General features: G+C 47.3%; 12 protein-coding genes and 1 tRNA gene. 4 read left to right on the top strand and 9 right to left on the bottom strand.

Features of this window, described 5'->3' with window-relative positions:
• Nucleotides 1-143: 143 nt before the first annotated feature.
• Together ACKU41_RS17835 and ACKU41_RS17830 are read right to left on the bottom strand one after the other, a co-directional pair.
• Nucleotides 144-2,429, bottom strand: coding sequence for an ATP-binding protein (locus ACKU41_RS17835; RefSeq protein WP_321402749.1), 2,286 nt, complete (start codon nucleotides 2,427-2,429; stop codon nucleotides 144-146).
• Between the two features lie 594 nt (nucleotides 2,430-3,023).
• Nucleotides 3,024-3,485 carry an Lrp/AsnC family transcriptional regulator gene (locus ACKU41_RS17830; protein WP_319778829.1) on the bottom strand — a complete coding sequence of 154 codons (462 nt, stop codon included), beginning with the start codon at nucleotides 3,483-3,485 and terminating at the stop codon, nucleotides 3,024-3,026.
• A 231-nt stretch (nucleotides 3,486-3,716) separates the two neighbouring features.
• Here ACKU41_RS17830 and ACKU41_RS17825 point away from each other — a divergent pair, with 231 nt between their 5' ends.
• A complete protein-coding gene (locus ACKU41_RS17825; protein WP_321402747.1) occupies nucleotides 3,717-4,907 on the top strand; it encodes a glycine C-acetyltransferase in 1,191 nt (396 codons plus the stop codon).
• Nucleotides 4,908-4,934: 27 nt separating this feature from the next.
• The gene (gene tdh, locus ACKU41_RS17820; RefSeq protein ID WP_407944435.1) at nucleotides 4,935-5,963 is read left to right on the top strand and encodes an L-threonine 3-dehydrogenase; all 1,029 of its coding nucleotides are present in this window, start codon (nucleotides 4,935-4,937) and stop codon (nucleotides 5,961-5,963) included.
• A 74-nt stretch (nucleotides 5,964-6,037) separates the two neighbouring features.
• Here the strand turns inward: tdh and ACKU41_RS17815 are convergent, their stop codons facing one another.
• Together ACKU41_RS17815 and ACKU41_RS17810 are read right to left on the bottom strand one after the other, a co-directional pair.
• On the bottom strand, nucleotides 6,038-6,307 hold the full coding sequence (locus tag ACKU41_RS17815; RefSeq protein ID WP_319778826.1) for a hypothetical protein: 270 nt from the start codon (nucleotides 6,305-6,307) through the stop codon (nucleotides 6,038-6,040).
• A 152-nt stretch (nucleotides 6,308-6,459) separates the two neighbouring features.
• Entirely contained in the window at nucleotides 6,460-8,640 is a 2,181-nt protein-coding gene (locus tag ACKU41_RS17810) for an AsmA family protein (RefSeq protein WP_321402740.1), read from the bottom strand.
• Between the two features lie 226 nt (nucleotides 8,641-8,866).
• Here ACKU41_RS17810 and ACKU41_RS17805 point away from each other — a divergent pair, with 226 nt between their 5' ends.
• The gene (locus tag ACKU41_RS17805; RefSeq protein WP_319778824.1) at nucleotides 8,867-9,655 is read left to right on the top strand and encodes a hypothetical protein; all 789 of its coding nucleotides are present in this window, start codon (nucleotides 8,867-8,869) and stop codon (nucleotides 9,653-9,655) included.
• Nucleotides 9,656-9,733: 78 nt separating this feature from the next.
• On the opposite strand, the gene ACKU41_RS17800 is transcribed toward ACKU41_RS17805, so the two are convergent.
• On the bottom strand, nucleotides 9,734-10,138 hold the full coding sequence (locus ACKU41_RS17800) for a MerR family transcriptional regulator (protein WP_321402737.1): 405 nt from the start codon (nucleotides 10,136-10,138) through the stop codon (nucleotides 9,734-9,736).
• 246 nt (nucleotides 10,139-10,384) lie between these two features.
• Between ACKU41_RS17800 and ACKU41_RS17795 the strand changes: the two genes are divergently transcribed.
• A tRNA-Val gene (locus ACKU41_RS17795) sits at nucleotides 10,385-10,459 on the top strand.
• 249 nt (nucleotides 10,460-10,708) lie between these two features.
• Here ACKU41_RS17795 and ACKU41_RS17790 read toward each other — a convergent pair.
• The 4 genes from ACKU41_RS17790 to ACKU41_RS17775 form a co-directional block, all read right to left on the bottom strand.
• Entirely contained in the window at nucleotides 10,709-11,491 is a 783-nt protein-coding gene (locus ACKU41_RS17790; protein ID WP_321402734.1) for a DNA (cytosine-5-)-methyltransferase, read from the bottom strand.
• A complete protein-coding gene (locus ACKU41_RS17785; RefSeq protein WP_321402733.1) occupies nucleotides 11,451-11,648 on the bottom strand; it encodes a zinc finger domain-containing protein in 198 nt (65 codons plus the stop codon). The genes ACKU41_RS17790 and ACKU41_RS17785 overlap by 41 nt, the downstream gene beginning before the upstream one ends.
• Nucleotides 11,649-11,999: 351 nt before the next feature.
• Nucleotides 12,000-12,293 carry a hypothetical protein gene (locus ACKU41_RS17780; RefSeq protein ID WP_321402731.1) on the bottom strand — a complete coding sequence of 98 codons (294 nt, stop codon included), beginning with the start codon at nucleotides 12,291-12,293 and terminating at the stop codon, nucleotides 12,000-12,002.
• A gap of 3 nt (nucleotides 12,294-12,296) precedes the next feature.
• Nucleotides 12,297-15,068 (bottom strand): hypothetical protein, encoded by a 2,772-nt coding sequence (locus ACKU41_RS17775; RefSeq protein WP_321402729.1) that lies wholly within the window; start codon nucleotides 15,066-15,068, stop codon nucleotides 12,297-12,299.
• Nucleotide 15,069 lies beyond the last annotated feature (1 nt).

The following is a 15,069-nucleotide window of genomic DNA, read 5'->3' as shown; positions in this document are numbered from 1 at the left end:
TATGTCACATGTGAATGATTATATCAACTCAAACAAAAAACCAAGGGCTGCTTTAACAATTTCCTGAAATACAATTCATACAAAAGGACCGGCTTGCTGAAAAGCTCCCACGCGTAAAAGCTGCTGCTTATAAAAAACAACAGTTACATCTTTTTTTCTGTCCGGGTTTGCGCAGGCAACCGAATAATGAACTTCGACCCCTTACCATTTTCAGACTCAACAAGAAATTCACCTTCATGGTTACGGGTAATTATAAAATACGAAACAGACAGCCCCAGCCCGGTCCCCAGACCGACCCGCTTGGTGGTGTAGAAAGGCTCAAAAACCCGCTTACGGACATCTTCATCCATACCCGGACCATTATCCTCCACCTCAATACGCACAAAATCTCCGTCCCTGCGGGTCCGCAAAGTCACGGTCGGACGCTCTTCACCATATTCCTTTCCAGACATGGCCTGAGCCGCATTTTTGAAAAGATTAAGAAAAACCTGCTCTATCTCGGTTTCAGTGATACTCACCGGAGGCAGGCCCTGTTCATAGTCGCGCTGTATTTCAATTACCTTGAAATCATATTTTTTCTTAAGGTCATAATCGTTTTCAGCAAGACTCAGTGCCTTTTCGAGTATTCCTCTCACTTGAACCTGTGTTCGTGAAGATTCACTCTTGCGGCTGAATTCAAGCATGTTGCGAACTATGGCTGCGGCTCTGCGGCCTGCATCACTGATACCACGCAGGTATCCGAGAATTCCCCGTTTATCCATGTATTGATGGACCTTGTTCAAATCCAGCCCCAGCTCAGCGGCTACTTCCACATTCTTCCTCAAAGACGGAGACAATCTTCGTTCGGTTCCCTGAACACCGGAAAGCACCGCCCCCAGCGGATTATTGATTTCATGGGCCATTCCGGCGGCAAGCCCACCGACAGACATCATTTTCTCGGTCTGGATCATCATATCTTCAAGACGCGACTTCATGGTGACATCATCAATCAGGACAACTGCCCCACGCCCGTCTTCGCTACCCAGCAAAGGGTAAATCTTGATATTTTTATACTGAACATTCCCATCGGTATTGAACGGAATCTTATTCTTTTCACGCAACTCGAGCTTTTCAACTGAATCCTGAATTAAACCAAGGACTACCTTAAGCTGAGGAAAAACATCCAGCAACAGTGTACCCTGCACCTGTTCATAGCTGAGGCCGGTCTCCTCTTCAGCGGACCTGTTCCACTGATTGATCCGTAAAGCTTCATCAACCCCGACCAGAATGGTAGGCATGGAATCAATAGTATTTTTCAGCAGATTACGCAGGCGGGCAAGCTCATTTTCAGCGGCTTTCTTTTCGGTAAAATCATAAGTAATTCCCATATATGAAGCGACCTGACCGTCCTCATCTCTGACAACCACTGTGCTGTCAGCAATCCAGTAGACCCGGCCTGTGGGGTCGATAATCCTGTACTCATGGTTAAAATGATCCATACCGGACTCAACAAATCCCAGCACCTCGGCCTCGACCTTTGCGAGATCTTCAGGATGAACGATGTCACCATACTTGATTTTACCGGACATGAAATCGTCGGCACTAAAACCGAGCTGACTAACATTCTGCGAAACCAGCTCAACAGGCCAGCCCTTTTCATGTTTCCACTTGAATAGGACCATAGGGCTTTTTTCGACAATCATATTGGACTGACGCAAAGCTTCTTCGGCCTTTTTACGCTCAGCAATATCCCGGATTAGGTTGAGGCGCATGTCATTGAAAGCCTCTGCCACCCGGTCGATTTCATCAGGCTTGGAACGCCTTTTACGCCGGTTCAGCACAAGTTTCCGGTCAAGGTTGCTGATATCAATTTCCTGCACGTATTCGGCCATGGTCTGCAAATGCCTTGTAATCATATAATGGATGATCATAAGGATAAACAGGGCCACCAGGAAAGTCTTGACGGCCTGCGTAAGCAGAACCACAAAAACACGCATTTTCAAGCGGTTGAACACATTATCAAGGTCAGCAACAGCGCGCAGTTGTCCAACCTCCACACTCTTGCCGTCAATTATATGAATAAGTGGAAAACTTTTCTCAATGACGTTTTTGCCCTTCGGAACCTCACCGATGAAAGCCACCGGATCAACCGAACCGAAGGACATTTCAACGACTTCAAGGTAACGCATACCCGGCAGTTTAAGGGCTCCTTCAAGCTGGATTTTAACATGGTCAATATTAATATCCCAAAGACTGGCTGCAATGGTGTTTACGTAACTATGCTCAATCTGCCCGAATCCCTTTTTGATATCGCTAACATCACTGCGATACTCCATATATAGTTGAAGGCTTGTTCCAAGAACGGTAAAAAAGGAGCTGCAGATTAAGATGTAGACAAGGAGCTTGTATGGAAGGACCTGTCCCTTTCGTATTCTAAAAAACTTGGCCATATTCCCCACCGATAGAAGATCAACTGAATAAAAGAAAAACAGTTTTAAGAACGCACACTTTAACGTATATTGACATAAATTGCTGCAGGATAAAAGATTCTTTTATAATGAATCATAATATTATCCGGAAGATTAGGGCTGCAAAAGAAACTTCAACAAACAGACCACACAACAAACAGTATCGGCGGCACCGACCTGACAGCTCAAAGAATATCATCAATACCGAAAAGTGACGAGGTAAATCAGCGGGAGAGTTACGGTCGCACAGGATTAAAGACCTGCAGCAAAGCTTCACTGCGATCAAGGCAAACGGAAAAAGGCAGGAAGAAGAAACAGTTGACTATGAACAGCTGAGTGTAACCGACAAAGCTTGCCGACACCGGCACGAACACATCCTGGAGTTGACGAAATGTTCCTCCGCAAAAGCAGACAGATAATACAACTCATCCAGCAGCGCAGAGACAGACCCTCCCAAAAATCGGACTGCAGAGATCCTTCGTTCTGCGGAGTGTGCCCGAACGGGCAGATAAAAACCAATCCTTACAAAAACGGCAATATCAGATTTCTAAAACCCTAAAAAGGAGCAGCCGTATGCTACTCCCTGTGTTCCGCCCATTTGTTGACTGCTTCCAGAAACATGAAAGTTTCGGTGGATTTGATTCCGCCGACTCCGGAAAGGTCATCAACAAGAAACTGGCGGAAAGCATTCCTGGAAGAGACAAAAACCTCTACAAGCAAGTCAAAACGACCGGAAACATTCATTACAGACTGCACACCAGGCACCTTGGAAATCTTATCCATCATTTCAGGATTAGCTCTTTCTTCAAGGTTTATACCGACCATGGCAATAAGGCTGTTTTCAAAATAAAGCGGATTTACGGAAGCTGTAATTCTCAAATAGTCATTTTTGATCATACGCTCTGTACGCAAGCGCACTGTACCATCGGAAACACCCAGTTTACGAGCGATATTCTTATACGACTCGCGGCCATTACGTTGCAATTCTTCAATAATTTTACGATCTACATCATCGAGTACCAGAGGACGCTCTTTCACCTGAAATCTCCTTTACTTAAAATAAATTCAATTTTTATCATTTAACGAAACATACATAGGAGAAAAATAACAATTCCGTCAATATTATATTAAAATGAGTTCTCTTTAAAAAATAAAGTTATTTTTTAATTTTTACATAAAATTTATTATTAAAATTTTGCTTGACACAATTAACCATGTTGATTTTTAAATAACGCGTAGCAACACCGTTTACGGAAGGGAGAAACGTATATGAAAAATAATTTACTTCAGGCACTTTCAGCCCAGACCGAAGAGTTGAAAGTCAACGGCCTTTACAAAGATGAAAGAATTATCACATCCCAGCAACAAGCCCTTATTTCGGTTAAGGGCGGTCAGGAAGTACTCAATTTCTGCGCTAATAACTATCTGGGATTGGCAAACAACCCCGAGCTTATCGAAACAGGCAAGAAAGCCCTCGATAAATATGGATTCGGACTTTCGTCAGTGCGCTTCATCTGCGGAACACAGGATGTCCACAAAGCGCTGGAAGAAAAAATCAGTGAATTTCTCAAAACCGAAGACACCATTCTCTACAGCTCCTGCTTTGACGCCAACGGCGGCCTTTTTGAAACCATACTCACCAACGAAGACGCAGTTATCAGCGACGCGCTTAACCATGCATCCATCATCGATGGAGTACGTCTCTGCAAGGCACAACGCTTCCGCTACAAAAACAACGACATGGCTGACCTTGAAGAGCAGCTTAAAGCAGCAGAAGGCTGCCGCTATAAACTGATCGTCACTGACGGCGTTTTTTCCATGGACGGCATTATCGCCGATCTCAAATCCATATGCGATCTGGCCGACAAATACGAAGCACTGGTCATGGTTGACGACTCCCATGCAGTGGGCTTCATTGGTGAAAACGGACGCGGCACACCGGAATACTGCGGTGTGCTGGACCGTGTAGACATTATAACAGGAACTCTGGGCAAAGCCCTTGGCGGAGCTTCCGGCGGTTACACTTCCGGACGCAAGGAAATTATTGCATGGCTGCGCCAGAGATCCCGTCCCTATCTTTTTTCAAACACCCTTGCCCCGGTCATTGCCGCCACTTCCATAGCGGTTCTGAATATGATCGATGAAAAGCCGGAACTTCGTGAACGGCTCAATGAGAACAGCCGCATCTTCCGCACACGCATGGAAGAAGCCGGATTCGATCTCGTACCCGGCAACCATCCCATTATCCCGGTAATGCTCGGCGACGCAGTTCTGGCTCAGAAAATGGCAGCAGGGCTACTCAAAGAAGGCATTTATGTCATCGGATTCAGCTTCCCGGTAGTTCCCCGCGGACAGGCCCGTATCAGGACCCAGATGTCCGCCGCACACACACCGGAGCAGGTAAACAAAGCGGTTGACGCATTCATTAAAGTCGGTCGCGAACTCAAGATCATTAAATAGAGAAGAAGGCACAATACAATGAACACAATGAAAGCCCTCGTAAAGAGCAAAGCCGAAGAAGGCATTTGGATGGAAGAGGTTCCAGTGCCTCAATGCGGACACAACGATGTCCTGATCAAAGTCAAAAAGACTGCCATTTGCGGAACAGACATCCACATATACAACTGGGACAGCTGGGCCCAGCAGACTATTCCCGTACCTATGGTCGTAGGACATGAATTTGTCGGTACCATTGAGAATATGGGTGGCGAAGTTCAGGGACTGGCCTTAGGTGACCGCGTTTCCGCAGAAGGTCATGTGACCTGCGGCCATTGCCGCAACTGCCGCGCGGGCAAACGCCACCTCTGCCGCAACACCATCGGTGTGGGTGTAAACCGCCCCGGCTGCTTTGCCGAATATGTCTGCGTTCCTGCAGCCAACGTATTTAAGCTCAACGACGCAATCACAGATGATGTGGCTTCCATCCTCGATCCTCTCGGAAATGCGGCCCACACCGCCCTTTCCTTTGATCTCGTAGGGGAAGACGTACTCATCACCGGAGCAGGACCCATCGGCATGATGGCCGTAGCCATCGCCCGCCACGCCGGAGCACGGCATATTGTCATTACCGACCTCAATGACTACCGTCTTGACCTTGCCGGGAAAATGGGTGCCACCCGCACCGTAAATGTCGGCAAGGAAAAACTCGAAGAAGTTATGGCCGAACTGGGCATGACCGAAGGATTTGACGTCGGTCTTGAAATGTCCGGTAGCCCGGTCGCCTTCAGCGAAATGCTGGATAAAATGAATCACGGCGGCAACATTGCCCTGCTTGGCATACTGCCCGATAACACAGCCATCAACTGGAATCAGGTTGTTTTCAAGGGCCTGAAACTCAAAGGTATTTATGGCCGCGAAATGTTTGAAACATGGTACAAAATGGCTTCCATGCTCCAATCCAGCCTTGACGTAACTCCCGCTATCACCCACCACTTCAAAATAGATGACTTCCAGAAAGGTTTTGATGTGATGCGCAGCGGACAGTCCGGCAAAGTAATCCTCGACTGGACCAAATAAAAATAAAAACGGCAGGTAAATCCCTAAAGGTTTGCCTGCCGTTTTTAATTTCCCCTCCTTTCAGGAAAATTCCATCAGTTTTTCATTGAGGCATAAAGCCTGCGCACATGCCTCTTACTGATCCCCAGCCGTTCAGCAATATCACAGGTTTCAACTCCATACTCCTTTAGTCCGGCAACCTTTACTGCCAACCCGGCATGTTTAAGAAATCTAGTTGAAACATAAACGCTTTCGTGGGCAAATTCATCCATTACGCACAGAGCGGCCTTTTCCGGGCATTTCATCCCGGATTTCACATGGTTCATTTCTCGAACCAAAACATCATAAAGTACATTCTCCCTCATTCTACAACTCCATATATTTATACTTAATTGGATATAGACTACACCTCATAACTGACAACTTCTGCCAGATCCTGTCAGTTAAAAAAAGAAAAGGGACGCCTTTAAGTAAAGGCGTCCCGCTCTATAGAATTACCAATCAATAAGTATCTAGGTTAAAACAATTTTTTAATAGCCCCGCCAAGTTCCTGAACCGGATTCTTCTTAGTATCCTCTTCTGAACCGGACTTTTTCTTGCCGCTGAAGGTATTACCGATGCCTTCCAGAACATCGCCCACCCCTTCAATCACGCTACCCGCAACCTTGAATCCGGACTTGGCCAGAATAGCTGCGAACCGAGGCAGATCAACCATAACGGAAGGATCTGTGACATCACCTTTAATTGTCATGGGAACAGTCAGCCCTATAAGATCATCCATCCCCTTGCCGCCCTGTCCTTCAAGGGTTCCAACAACCTTCGCATCCAGAGCGTAGTCTATTTGCATGATATTCAAGTCAACCTTCCCGGCTCCTGAAGCACGGAGCAGAGGTGATTTCAGCAACAAATCACGGTTATCTGCAATACCGTTTTTTATATCCGCAGTGGCAGATACTTCGCCGAATTCGGTCCGTTTACTATCTCTTTTACCGAAAACACCGCCGGTCAGGACTGAGAAGGCATCCCCTGCAAGATAAAGAATATCAAAACCGGACACATAACCGTCCAGCACCTTGAACCCGAGATTACCGTTCAGGTTTGCATACACGGTCTTCATGTCATTACCACTGGTTTTCAGTCCGCTATTAAAACTCATCATCCCGGAGAACTTATCCTCTCCGGTCATCTGATGGGAGAGATCGGCTCCATCCAACCCGGTCAATCCGGCGGTAACCGACATCACCGGGAGCTTTCCGCGCACATCAACAACAGCCGCGGAAGTGAAAGCACCCTTTGCAAGGTTGAAAGATGCCGGTTTCACTGTCAGCACTCCGTCTTTAGCCCGTGCACGGACAACGATATCGGTTATATTAGCCTTCTTGGCGATCAGGTGTTTTATATTCAGGTCCGCCTTGAGGGTCAGCTTACGCAGCTGTTCCACAGGAACAAGCTCCTCTTTACCCTCTTCCGCTTTCTTTTCAGTACTTTTTTTATCCGTGGTCTCAGCCTTTTTTTCTCCGGCAGGAGGCAGATAACTGTCCACATTGATCTTATCAATACCCAATTGGGCTACTATGTTGGGTCTATCAGGATTTGCAATTGAAAAAAGTCCTTTGATAGACGTTTCATCAAGATTAACCTGTAAATCCTTAATCTCGACTGACTTGGGGGTTCCTGCATAGTTGAAGCTCATCCCTACGGAGGTAAGGGCCTTGCTGTCCGCAGTTTTAATTCCCATGCCCATTTTCTCCAGAGTTTCCTTCAAATTAAAACCGGGAATGCTCATGTCACCGGAAAAACTCTGAGACTTGGAATTCAGCCCTGTTGCGGCAAGCGATCCCTCGGCCCTCACGCCGTATGCTTCAAGAACCAGCCCGACAATATCTGCGCCCCCCTTAAGCATATCAACAGCAGCGTCACCAGTAAGCGTAACCTTCCCTTTGCCGCCGGGGACAGCCTTACCGGAAGCATCAACAACTACGCTGAGCCCTTTTACGCCAAGCTGTTTGAAATCGGCCGAGATTGAAGCTTTACCGGTTGTAGTGATATCCGCCTTTATCTCAGGCTTGGTGGAGGAAAGGGCAACATGCACATTAAAATCAAACGGACTGCCCGGAGAGAATCCTTCAACGACTATGTCGCAGTCATCCACGGCCTGCCGAACATTTTCCTTGCGGTCATCCCAGACAACGCGGGCATTTTGAACATTGACCCCGCCCACTGAAAGATTCAACTCGGGCTGGCCGGACGAAGCCTGCTTCTCCTCTTTCTGTTCACCCTTTTTGCTCTTTTCTTTTCCGGCAAGATCATCCCAGTTGGTAACCCCATTTTTATTACGCATCAAAAACAGCTGCAAATCAGCAACATCAACATTGCGCAATTCAATCTTTCCGGTGATCAGAGGCAGCAGCTTCAGACTTACGTCAGCGGACTTAAGGCTGAACATATTTTTTTCGGAAAAGCCCGGAGCATTGGAAAGAGAAATACCTCCGGTCCTGACCCCAATCCACGGAAACACCGAAAGCTCAAGATCGCCGTCAAAAACAAGTTCACGTCCAGTTTTATCACGAACGGCGTCCGCGATTTTACCTTTGTAATCATTTGGGTTTATCAGGACTACGGCCAGAACCATCGCCACCCCTACGACCAGTACCAGTGCGGACACTGCTCCAAGGATAATTTTAGCAACTTTACTCATTAGAATACACTCCGTTCAACATTGGCTATGAACAGTGATATAAAAAAACGCCCGAAAGCGAGAACTCATTAGTCAGTAAATACATTTATAAATATATCTTCTCCCGGCAGAAAATCAAACTATAAAACCAGAAAATCCTAGAACCTCCTGACTGAATTATTCTGCTTTTAGCTGTAAACAGCCAAAAGGATTTGCCAAGAGTCCCGGAATAAGGCAAAAAATCTGCATGAAAAATAAGTGGTCTTTACTTCTGGTGAGCTTAGCCGCCTACGCATTATATCTGATTACAATGGTCAAACTGCCGGGTTTTCTGGACAGTTATATAGGCTCCGAATGGCCCAAAATGGTCGGTTACCGGTTTGCCCGCAAGATGGCTGATACGACCCTGCTCTATTTCTGCCTTGGACATATGGCTGTATTCGGTGGAATAATCCCACTCATTATTGCCAGAAAGTTCAAACTCAAGCCCCACAGGAAAGTTTCCGGGACCATCCTCTGGCCGAGCATAGCCGTGCTTGCCGGGGCCTTCTTATTTTACGCACATTATCAGGGTTTTCTGCCCAACATGCTCAACCCCGATCCCAACCCGGCTTATATGACAGAAGCCTTCTTTTATATTTTTCCCCTTACACTCGGGCTTTGTGTCTATTCCTGTTTCCTTTTGCCACGATCTGTAATGTACATGCTGGATCAAAATAAATATTCACCGATACTTGAAGCCATGATTGCGGGCGGGACCATGCTGATTTCATGGAAAGTGTACACCATGAACCCGTACATAGTGCCGGAAAAAATTTTCTGGACCGGGATAGCCATTGCTGCAGCGGGGGCGCTTTCAAGATCTTTTTACCTCTCGTTCGTAGCCTGCTTCGCCACTCTTTACGGAGCGTCCATGGTCATTCCTGTTTTTCATAAAATTCCGTGGGAACCCATGTTACCCGGATTCCTTGCGGCTTTTGCGGCTTTCTGCCTCTACCTGCACTCAAGGGACACCCGAAAATTCCCACTGCAGTAAGAACCAATCATTCTAATAAAAAAGGGAAGGATCGAACGTAACGATCCTTCCCTTTTTTACTTCAAAAATAGTATGTTATCAGCCCAACAAATCTTTTATAGCCAGCAGTTCCGCGTGGATTTCCTGCAAAAAGACCTTATCCAATCCGTTTGCGTCAGCTTCACGGCTAAAAAGGGGCAATTGCGCTAACGGATCATGAACAGCCCCAGCAGAGTCCTGCCCCCCCTGAACGAGGTCATCCTCTGGAGAATCGAGCCTTTTGCGGGCTCCTTCTATGGTCAACCCTTCGTCATGCAAAAGGGTCTTTATCCTTTTGATCAGCGCAATATGATCACCAGTGTACAAACGCTGTCCGGAATCAGTGCGGATCGGTTCCAACTGCTCAAACTCTCCCTCCCAAAACCGTAACACATACGATTTAAGGCCCACAAGCTTAGCCGCCTGACCGATCTTATAAATCTGTTCTTTACTCTGCCCACTCATAAAAAACTTACTATCAGAGAGCAATCTCTTAGAAAAGCCTAAACAGGCAAATATCTTCCTGATAAAAATAAAATTAACGTTTGATTTTAGGCTAAAACCGGACAGTATGTCCGCACAATCAGGTCCTCAACCATCTGATTATTATGAAAAAGAAACAGAATCACGCAAAAACATAAAAAACCTGCTTGACAGGGAAGCCCCTCTTACGTAGAACCTTCTTCGTCGACACCGAGTTGACACAAAAATAGGCGCGTAGCTCAGGGGGAGAGCGCTTGCTTGACACGCAAGAGGTCAGCAGTTCAAAGCTGCTCGTGCCTACCAGTAAATTCAAGGGTTTAGGAGTAATTCCTAGACCCTTTTTTTATGGACGGTCAACCGAACGGTCAACCTTTGTTGACCCTATTGTAAGCGGACATCCTACCTGAGAATTTCGGACATTCAACTTGAGAATTAAACCTTGCATATTTTGCATAGCTGGAACGCAAATTGTAAAGGCCGGATCATCCGGCCTTTTTTGTTGGAACGTTTTCTTTGATTTATTCAATTATTTCAGCATATTGACTAACCTGCTTAATTCTTCAGCAAATTCAACATGTTAAAACTGTGATCCATGATCAAACTGCCGACAAAATGCGCTTGCTGTGGTGTGATGCCGTTGCCGAGTGCTTTGAGTCGGTCCAGCCAGTCGGTATGCCCATCATCCATTCGATGAATGACGGGTCCGGGATATGCTTCGCAAATGCTTTCGGGCGAGGTCCGGTTAACTTGTATATTATTCCAGCAAGCCTCGGAATCAAGTTGGAAGTCGTGCGCATTGATTCGTTCTTCCGTAAATATCCGCCGTGGGCCAGTTGGGTCGTCATCCCCTGCACTGTGGGGGTAGGCAACAATGAACAGCCTTTCACGGAGATGCGGCGCACCAAACTGGGCAGCAGATAACACGATCCATTCAGCATCATACCCGATCGCGGCTAGCTCTTTGAGGACAATTTCAAACCCTTTGGAACGGAGTCCGGGTACATTCTCAATGAGTACGTATTTCGGCTGAACTTGGCGAATAATACGGGCATATTCGTACCAGAGTCCAGAGCGGGTTTCTTTCGTGATCCCTTTGCGCTTGCCGCCGCAGGAGACGTCCTGACATGGGAACCCACCTGAGAGCAGGTCGACTTTTTCAACTTCATTTCCATCAAGCTCCTTTATATCCTTATAGATTGTTCTTCCGGGCCATCTCTTGGCGAGTATGTCTTGTGCGTATGGTTCTATCTCGCAGAACCAGGCGTGCTCGAACCCGGCCAGTTCCAGACCGAAGTCAGTTAGACCGACTCCGCTGAATAGGCTGCCTACCTTCATTAGGTACTCCTAACGAGGCTCTATGGCTTTCTTCTTTGGTGCTCGTGGCTCTCAGGTGATTCATTGCCCCACATCTGGGGCATTTAATTGAAAGGTTGCCTGTGCCGATGGCCAGCAGCCTTTTACATGTTCCGCATCTGAATTCGTTTTTTCTCATTTCGATTGTCTATGTCTGGCCCAAGTGGTAAACAGCTATCCGACTTGATCAAGTTACGGAGTGGCGGGTTATCTCTGCGTGCGGCTGATTTCCGCGCGTAGGGCCGTGGGGCGATGCGTCAACATCGCTTCGGTTGGGGAGTCATGATCCCCGACCTACTCCAAACTGTACTCCAGCAGCCCGGCATTGTGCCGGGCTGCTAGTCTTTTATGGTCAGTATTTAATTTTCAAAGATCGATTTAGAGCGTTCTTTATGGTTTTTGCCTAACCAGACATCAAAAAAGATTTAAAATGCCGTTATATGGCGTTTTCGGTTAGCGTTTACCGTTTTACCATTACCTCGCTCACTCCTCACCCTCCCAACAAAACCTTATTCACCGCAGCCTGATAATCAACCACGGCCTCTCTCAGTTCAGCAATAGTGGTTGCCTCGTTGGTCGCCGCCATGGCCTCAGCCAGAGCCGTGCGCGTCTCGTTGGAAATCATGCCGCTGTCAACGATACGCAGGTTTGCGTTGGTAGATTTTTTGTCTCCGGGGATGATTACCGTATCCCGGTTCCTCATTTTTTTGACCAGCCTGCCGAGCAATTTCTCGGCCAGCAGGTCCTCCTGTTCCGCAGTCAGATTATTAATGTCAAAACTCATGGTTTAGCCCTCCATCCAGGTATCGCACTGGGTTTCTGCAATTCTGCACTCGCTGTCCTCACTCAGCCCGCTAACGCCGATAGCCACCCGGCGGAATGTGCTGGCCGGAGTGGTTTTGGCTGAGGTCAGCAGCATGAAGTCGGGCCGATCCTCATCGGTATCAGTGCCGAGGGTTGCTGTATCAATATCAATTTCGCTGAAATCGTCAGTGGTGAATGCGGTAGATTCCGCGCCGGTTGCGGCGAGGAGCTGGGGCAGAAAACAAGCGCGTGTCGGGGCTTCGGTAAGTCCGGCAGCTGATATATCTGCGGAGTACAGAGGCCCCGATATCGCTGATGTACAAATTGAATCTGTTACATAACCGCCAGCACTATAAAAACTACTCTGAACCAGCACTTCACCATTATAGTTTAGTCCATAAGCAACGCGACCTGAGTTACTGACAGCAACAGCCTCTTTTGTATAAACATTAATTCTCATTAACCCAACGATATCACCACCAGTTCCTGTAGAAGCATATATGTAGTCGCCTATTAAACGTATATAATATATATAACTAATATCTTCTAAGTCCGTAATCCCGTTGAACCATATGAACCAAGTCAAGCCTCCGTCTGTCGATGCGTAGATGTGGGGATACCCACCAACAAAAATTAGCCCTGATTCAGTGTGTTCCGCCATCGATACAAGATCATTGTTACCACTAAGGCCGACATCAGTTAGTTTCGTCCATGTTTCACCATGATTATCAGTGTACGCTATTTGATCGCTGGTATTGGAACCGGGTGTAACGTACCGACCAGAATTCAGAATCAGGCCAGTATTGTTATGTATAGATAGGGAAATCCCAGCTGGCTGAAATGTAGCACCATGGTCATTGCTGTAATATATGCCAGAATTGTTTGTTCCTACATATATATAGTGACCATCGGCAGACACCTGCATGTGGTTTAATGTAGTTGTCGACGACCATGGAGTGCTAGAACACAAACAGGTGAACGTTTCTCCGTTATCATTTGATATCCAAACTTTTTCAGATGTCGCCACCACAATGTAACCCAGATCAATTACAGCTACTCTCTGTATCGACACATCCGCACTGGTGAATGTGTAAACGACTGACCACGTTACTCCATTGTCGATGGATTTATAGAGATTGAGGTCCGCTGTACTGTTAAAAACATGTGCATACAACTCTCTATGGTGTTTGTTACCAGCAATGAGTTTGTTGTTCCAATCAGCAGGACTGATATCAGTGAATTGATTCCACTCATCAATAGATGATTCTGTAACATCCCCCAGAGTAATAATCCCCCCGGCGAGGGCTACCTGCATACCTGCAGTCAGTTCATCCGAGGCGACCAGTTCAGTGGCAGTGGTATCCGATTTCAGATTAATATCCACACCGCCACGGATTTTCATCCGGCTCTGAATACTGGTCCAGTCCCCATCGTCTGTATCCTGATCCACTCCGTTGCTATACAGCGCTGCATCGTCAGCCAGAGCAACACCTGCGGCTGATGCGTTGTCGTAATCGTTCCACGAATCGAATGAGACCGCCTCATCACCGGTGATGAATGCGGCGGCGGTGTAGTATCTGGTGGGAGCAGATTTTTCACCCCAACCGAGAATTGCGCCTTTGTACTGAATCTGCCATTCGTATTCCCCGGAAACCTGATTATAGCCGGGAGGGGGAGTAAACTGGGTAACAGGCCCCAGATCACCTGTTTCATACAAGACAACGCCGGATTTCAAAATAAATCCCCTAGTCGCCTCATGAGTATCGGCAGTATCACCGCTCACGGAAAATGCGTTACCCACAAATGTAGGGCATTCTCCAACCCCGGTTGCGTCAGGGCTGGGTGATACGTTTTTAGCGCGGTCTACATAATCAAATACTAATTTGGTGGTCATGGTCGGAATATCAGACCACGGGGAAATCAACCCGTTAGTCAGCCTGCGGCGCACTCTGGATTTATAAATGTTCTGCCCCGCAACCAACAATGTAGCAGGTAATTCATATCCAGCGTCAATAGTTGTCAGCCAGCCAGTATCATGGATAGGGGCACCAAAATTGCCCGACACCAGATCGACCTGTAGTTGAATTGCATCCTCAGCAGTATTAGCTATGGTTGCGCTGAATGGACGGAACGTAAACAGCGGAGTTTCGCCGACCTCATCACCATCTGCCGGGGTCAGAATTTCCGGGATTCCGGTGGCGAGGCGATCCAGCAGATCGGGGTGTGCCTCAGGGTCGGTATTGTGGTCGCCGATGTCGTCTACGGTAGCCAGCAGCACAGGCGACTGATTGACAAGAATCTGCTTGGCTGTTCCGGTGAGGAAATCAAGGTTAAAGATCTTTTCCAGCGGCGCGGCATTGGCAGGCAAAGCCGGAATGTAATCGTACAAGTCTCCAGCATAATCCACAGCGTACAGGATTTCACCCAGATCAGGGTCAGTGGCATAAATGCCTATCTCACGGAGCGCGAAGCCAGAAGCCAATCCGCTGTTGGTAAGCATCACCCGCATGGAGTAGCAGCCTACAGGCTCGTCTCCTTCCGGCTGTTCTTTTGCCTTGATTGATTCCGGGCTGATTGCGAGGGTCATTTCCTCTTTAATCAGTCCGGTCATTGCGGCAGGTTTTGCAACCTGTTCGGGACTCCATACACCGGAACCGACAGCGACACGAGTGAAATTGAGTTTTACCCCGGTTCCGACCTTACCGATCAAATTCAGCCCCTGTTTAGTAGGAACAGTGCCTTCAAAATTTGCCATA

Origin of the sequence: Maridesulfovibrio sp. (assembly GCF_963678865.1) — a bacterium.
Classification (GTDB): domain Bacteria; phylum Desulfobacterota; class Desulfovibrionia; order Desulfovibrionales; family Desulfovibrionaceae; genus Maridesulfovibrio.
This window is presented reverse-complemented; position numbering and strand designations above follow the sequence as displayed.

Coding starts and splice junctions, on each gene's coding strand:
- ACKU41_RS17835 (WP_321402749.1), bottom strand. CDS start 2,429: ATGGCCAAGTTTTTTAGAATACGAAAGGGACAGGTCCTTCCATACAAG.
- ACKU41_RS17825 (WP_321402747.1), top strand. CDS start 3,717: ATGAAAAATAATTTACTTCAGGCACTTTCAGCCCAGACCGAAGAGTTG.
- tdh (WP_407944435.1), top strand. CDS start 4,935: ATGAAAGCCCTCGTAAAGAGCAAAGCCGAAGAAGGCATTTGGATGGAA.
- ACKU41_RS17815 (WP_319778826.1), bottom strand. CDS start 6,307: ATGAGGGAGAATGTACTTTATGATGTTTTGGTTCGAGAAATGAACCAT.
- ACKU41_RS17810 (WP_321402740.1), bottom strand. CDS start 8,640: ATGAGTAAAGTTGCTAAAATTATCCTTGGAGCAGTGTCCGCACTGGTA.
- ACKU41_RS17805 (WP_319778824.1), top strand. CDS start 8,867: ATGAAAAATAAGTGGTCTTTACTTCTGGTGAGCTTAGCCGCCTACGCA.
- ACKU41_RS17800 (WP_321402737.1), bottom strand. CDS start 10,138: ATGAGTGGGCAGAGTAAAGAACAGATTTATAAGATCGGTCAGGCGGCT.
- ACKU41_RS17790 (WP_321402734.1), bottom strand. CDS start 11,491: ATGAAGGTAGGCAGCCTATTCAGCGGAGTCGGTCTAACTGACTTCGGT.
- ACKU41_RS17785 (WP_321402733.1), bottom strand. CDS start 11,648: ATGAGAAAAAACGAATTCAGATGCGGAACATGTAAAAGGCTGCTGGCC.
- ACKU41_RS17780 (WP_321402731.1), bottom strand. CDS start 12,293: ATGAGTTTTGACATTAATAATCTGACTGCGGAACAGGAGGACCTGCTG.
- ACKU41_RS17775 (WP_321402729.1), bottom strand. CDS start 15,068: ATGGCAAATTTTGAAGGCACTGTTCCTACTAAACAGGGGCTGAATTTG.